Below are 4807 nucleotides of genomic sequence, written 5' to 3' on the forward strand. Positions count from 1 at the left end.
CTCCTGCGATTTCTAGCTGAGCTGGGGGCTCAGAAGCCGTGGGCCAATACTTCCTTGGCGGCGCGAGTTCCCGCCCCTGGGGTGAAGTCGCTGTAGCCCACGGTGTGTAAAGCTGACTCCAGAGCAGCCAAGGTCATCAGCACATCGCGGTCACTCACAAAGCCCAAATGGCCAATGCGGAAGATTTTGCCCTTGAGGTGGTCTTGTCCAGCGGCAAGGGCGATGTCGAAGTGTTTCTTCAAGGTGCTGCGGATGGTGTCAGCGTTGATCCCTTCGGGAGCGAGTACAGCTGTTACCGAAGGACTGGCCGCTGACTCTGGATCAACCAAGAGCTTTAGCCCCAGAGCCTTGACGCCAGCACGGGTGGCCTGGGCCAGCTTGGCATGACGCCGGTAGATGGCTTCCAACCCTTCTGCGCGCATCATGCGCAGGGTAACCTGCAGGGCGTAAAACAGGTTCACCGCCGGTGTAAAGGGAGTGGTGCCTTGGCGCAGGGCCTTTTGCGCCAGCTTAAAGCTCCAGTAGTACTTGGGAAACCTAGAGCGCTCCGTAGCGGCCATGGCCCGCGGGCTGACGGCCACAAATCCCAGCCCTGGTGGGATCATATAGCCCTTCTGGGATCCCGAGGCCACCACATCCAAGCCCCATTCGTCCATTAACACCGGCATTGCCCCCACGCTGGTGACCCCATCCACCAGGACGAGGGCTTCCCCATGCTCGCGAGCAGCAGCAGCAATGGCTTGGACATCGTTGGCTACGCCGCTGGAAGTCTCCGAGTGGGTGAGGATGACGGCTTTGATGGTTTTTTCCCGGTCGGCAGCCAGCTTTTCTTGGAAGATCTCGACGGGGTAAGGGATCCCCCAGGGGGTTTCCACCCGCTCACACTGAAGGCCAAACTGCTCGGACATTTCCGCCCAGCGCTCCCCAAACTTGCCGTTCACCCCCACCAAAACCCGATCCCCAGGGCTGAGGGTGTTGAGGATCCCGGCTTCCATGGCACCGGTGCCACTGGCGGAAAAGACAAACACATCGGAGGTGGTTTGGTGCAGCCAGCGCAACCCATCGGTGACCTCTTCCAAAATGGCGGTGAACTCTTTGCTGCGGTGCTCGATGGGCCCCCGTGCCATCGCCAGCAGCGCACTCTCGGGAACGGGAGTGGGGCCGGGGATCATCAATATCAGCTTGTCTTTCATGCTTGCCCTGCTTGGGATGCAAGTAAGGTTTAAAAGGTGGCGGCCAGATTCGAACTGGCGCATAGAGGTTTTGCAGACCTCTGCCTTACCACTTGGCTACGCCACCCCATTGCTCAACTGGGCGCAGATATTGTATCCGAAAAGGGGATCCCCCTTCCAGTAACCAAAAGTAGCAGTTCCCAGCTCAGCTAGGCCTCAACCCTTTCTTCCTGCACCTTTAACAGACGGGATCCCAGCAGGCGCTGCAGCCAAGGAGCCAGAAACTTGCGGTTGGCCAACTGCTGCTGGGGATCCTGAGTTTCCAGAGGGAAGGGGGCAAGAGCCCGCAGGGCGGCAGTGGTAACACAGAACATGGCCTTTTGGAAGCTAAGGCAGATTTTCACCCGCAGGTCATCATCCCCGCGAGGCTGGCGGCGGTAGTGCTCTCGCAAGTAGGGGGGCAGGTGGCGCATCATATCCTGCATCAACAGGGTAGGCGGGATCCCGGCGCTCCCCACCGGCAGCGGATCGGCGTAGAGGGCGCCGTAGGCAAAGTCAGCCTGCTCAGCCGGGATCTGGTGGGCCTGGGCGTTGTAGGAAACCGTGCCCATAAAGGGAAAGGAGCGGAAAAACACCGCTTCCACATAGGGGATAGCCGTATCTGATAGGAAAGTCAGACCCGCCGAGAGAGGGATGATCTCGTAGCGGCGGCCCCAGATGCAGGGAGCGTAGGTGATAGGCTTGTCGGCAGCTGCCACCAACCCCTGCTGGATGTGAGCCACCACGTCGGGAATGGTGAGGTGGGGTTCTGTCTCAGAGCGCTTGGCCAGCGCCAGGAAAATATCGCTCATCACCCGCCAAAACTGGCCCAAGCCGCTGTACATAGCCAGCATGCGCACCTGTTCTAGAGCAAAGTCGGGAAACAAGATCCCCAAGCCCTGCAAGAAGGGATTGAAGCGGATTTTGGCCCGGATGGCTCTCTTGGCCCGCTCGACAAATTCGGGAGTATCCAGGTAGCGGTCTAGCCCCCCTCCCCCATGCCAGAGCATAGCCTTCATGCAGTATTCGGCAAACTCGTAGTTGATGCGGTCATGCCACAGGTAGCGCAGCCATTTGCCCAGGGTAATCTCGCCGTTGAAATACTTGAACGCCGGAAAAAGCTCCAAAAATTGGTGGTCGGCAATGAAGATCAAGTTGCGCGAATAGGCATCCAGCACCTCGCCGTAGCTATGCAGGATGCCAATGACCTCTAGGCGATTGGCAGGGGCATCCGGCACAAGGGCTCCCCCTGCCTCTAGGCGCTGGACAATAGGAGCCAGTTGCAGTTGCTCCAGAGGAGATAAGCCGGCCAGAAAGAAGCAGGAAGGAGCAGGAGCAAGAGTGGCAGTCATGGGAGCAAAAGAAACTCCGTCGATCTCATCAAATCATCAAAAGGAAGACAACCCAAACTGAAAGGCAGTGACCAGTCCTGCAACACCAGCTAGGTTAGCCTTGGCCAAGGCCAAGGTGGTGGACTCCACCCAGCGGGTTGCCCAGCTAGGCTGCAGGCCCAGTAACACCACCAGCGTTGCCAAAACAACAGCAGGCAGGCGCTCTTCAGTGGCGTGGCGTTGCATGGCTATGGCCACTTGCGAGAGGCGCCCAAAAAAGACACGGTTCACCATCAGCAGAAAATAGGCCGCCGTCAATCCCGTCCCCACCATGCACAGGAGCGTTTGCAGGGGAAAGACGGCAAAGCTGCCCCGAAAGAGGGTGAACTCAGCTATAAAGCCCACCATGCCCGGTGTGCCGCCACTGGCCATCACCCCTAGCACCATCAAGCTGCCAATAAGCGGTAAGCCCCGCTCCGGGTTGAGCAATCCCCGCAGCAGCTTGAGATCCCGTGTGCCGGTGTTGGTGTAGACGGCTCCCACCAGAAGAAACAGCAGCGAGGAGATGAGGCCATGGCTGACCATCTGAAAGATGGATCCCACCAGGGAGAGGGGAGTGGCTGCTGCTACAGCCAAGAGAATGTAGCCCATGTGGGCAATGGAGCTGTAGGCCACCAGCTTTTTCATGTCCTGCTGCACCAAGGCGTTCAGGGATCCATAGAGCACGTTAACCACCGCCCAACCGGCCAGCCAGGGCCCTGCCTGCTGCCAAGCATCCGGTAAGAGCTGCAGGCCAAAGCGCAACAGGCCGTAGGTGCCCAACTTCAAAAGCAGACCCGCCAGCAACACGGAAATGGGGGTGGAAGCCTCCACATGGGCATCCGGCAACCAGGTGTGGAAGGGCACCAAGGGGATCTTGATGGCCAGGCCCAGCAGAATGGGAATGAGCAACAGGGTTTGTTGCACCAGGGGCAAGGGGTGAGCCTGCAGGACGGTATAGGTAAAGCTGTGGGCATCGCTCAGCCAACTGAGGCCGAAAAAGCCAATCAAGAGGAGGATCCCCGACAGAGCGGTGTAAACCAAAAACTTGGTGGCGGCATAGGTGCGGCGCGGCCCTCCCCAGATGGCGATGAGCAAATACAGGGGGATCAGCTCCACTTCATAGAACAGGAAAAACAGCAGCAAATTCTGAGCCAAAAAAGCTCCGGCCACCGCTGCCGCCAGCATAAGCACCAAGCTGTAGTAGAGGCGGGGCCGCTCCACCTGGCCGCTGGCCCAAATAGCCATCAACACCAGCAGCCCGGTCATCACCACCAAAGGCAGAGAGATCCCATCCACTCCCACCTCATAAACCAAGCCCAACTGGGGGATCCAGGCCATCCTTTCCGCCAATTGCAGGGATCCAAGGTGGGGGTCAAAGATCAGCAACAGCCCCGCGCTCAGGCCAAACAAAACCCACCCAAACCCCAAGGCCAAAGCCCGGTGCAAGCCCTTCCCCGCCTGCTCGGGAATCAACCCAATCAAGATGCTCCCCAACAACGGGATCCCAATCAAAAGGCTCAACATGGCTCTCTCCCATCAATAGGCCAACCCCAAATGGGGCGAACGCAGTAGCCAAGCTGTAACCAACACCATCCCGATGACAATCACCAGCACATAGAGTTGCATCCGCCCCGACAGGGTGTACTTGAGGGCTTCGCCGCTGAAGAAAAAGGCCAGGCTCACCCCGTTCACCAAGCCGTCCACTCCGTTGCGATCCAGCCACTCCAATCCGCGGGAGAGGGCGCTGACCGGTTGCACCACCAGGGCTTGGTAGAGGTGCCCCGTGTAAAAGTCGTGGGCCAGCAGATCCTGCAGCTCCGGCCAGGGCAGATATACCCTCCGTTGGTCCCCCCAGTACAGCCAGCCGCCAATGGCTGCCCCCACCAGCCCAGCAGCCGTCAGCAGAGCCGCCATCCACCTCAGCTGCGGGTTCCAGTCGGGATAGAGCCCCCAGCGCCCCAACAGCCAGGGCATGAGCAAGGTTTGCACCGTCAGGATGCCCATGGGCAGAGCCATCAGCCAGCCCACCTCAGGGGCCCGGCGGGTTTTGGGTTGAGGGGATCCCAAAAAGACCAGGCCAAACACCCGCGCCAGGTTTAGAGCCGTCAGCCCGTTTACCCACAGCAGCACCCCCACCAGGGCCGGTTGCAAAACGCCGTACACCAGCGCCAGGCGGGTCAGCGTCCAAAAGCACCCCAGCGGCAGCAGGGCCACCATCCCCAG

3 protein-coding genes, 1 tRNA gene and 1 pseudogene are annotated in these 4807 nt (G+C 59.6%); all 5 read right to left on the bottom strand.

All coding sequences use genetic code 11. From position 1 onward, the window contains the following. Positions 1-29: 29 nt before the first annotated feature. On the bottom strand, positions 30-1193 hold the full coding sequence (locus NW819_RS03880; protein ID WP_414412948.1) for a pyridoxal-phosphate-dependent aminotransferase family protein: 1164 nt from the start codon (positions 1191-1193) through the stop codon (positions 30-32). Between the two features lie 34 nt (positions 1194-1227). Next, positions 1228-1299 (bottom strand) — tRNA-Cys (locus tag NW819_RS03885). A gap of 82 nt (positions 1300-1381) precedes the next feature. Continuing rightward, entirely contained in the window at positions 1382-2563 is a 1182-nt protein-coding gene (locus NW819_RS03890) for a CO2 hydration protein (protein WP_011433407.1), read from the bottom strand. Positions 2564-2599: 36 nt separating this feature from the next. Beyond that, a complete protein-coding gene (locus NW819_RS03895) occupies positions 2600-4108 on the bottom strand; it encodes an NADH-quinone oxidoreductase subunit M (protein WP_414412949.1) in 1509 nt (502 codons plus the stop codon). A gap of 12 nt (positions 4109-4120) precedes the next feature. Further along, positions 4121-4807: pseudogene (locus NW819_RS03900) on the bottom strand (NAD(P)H-quinone oxidoreductase subunit F); the annotation flags it as partial.

Source organism: Synechococcus sp. R8-2 (assembly GCF_047461715.1).
Taxonomy (GTDB): domain Bacteria; phylum Cyanobacteriota; class Cyanobacteriia; order Thermostichales; family Thermostichaceae; genus Thermostichus.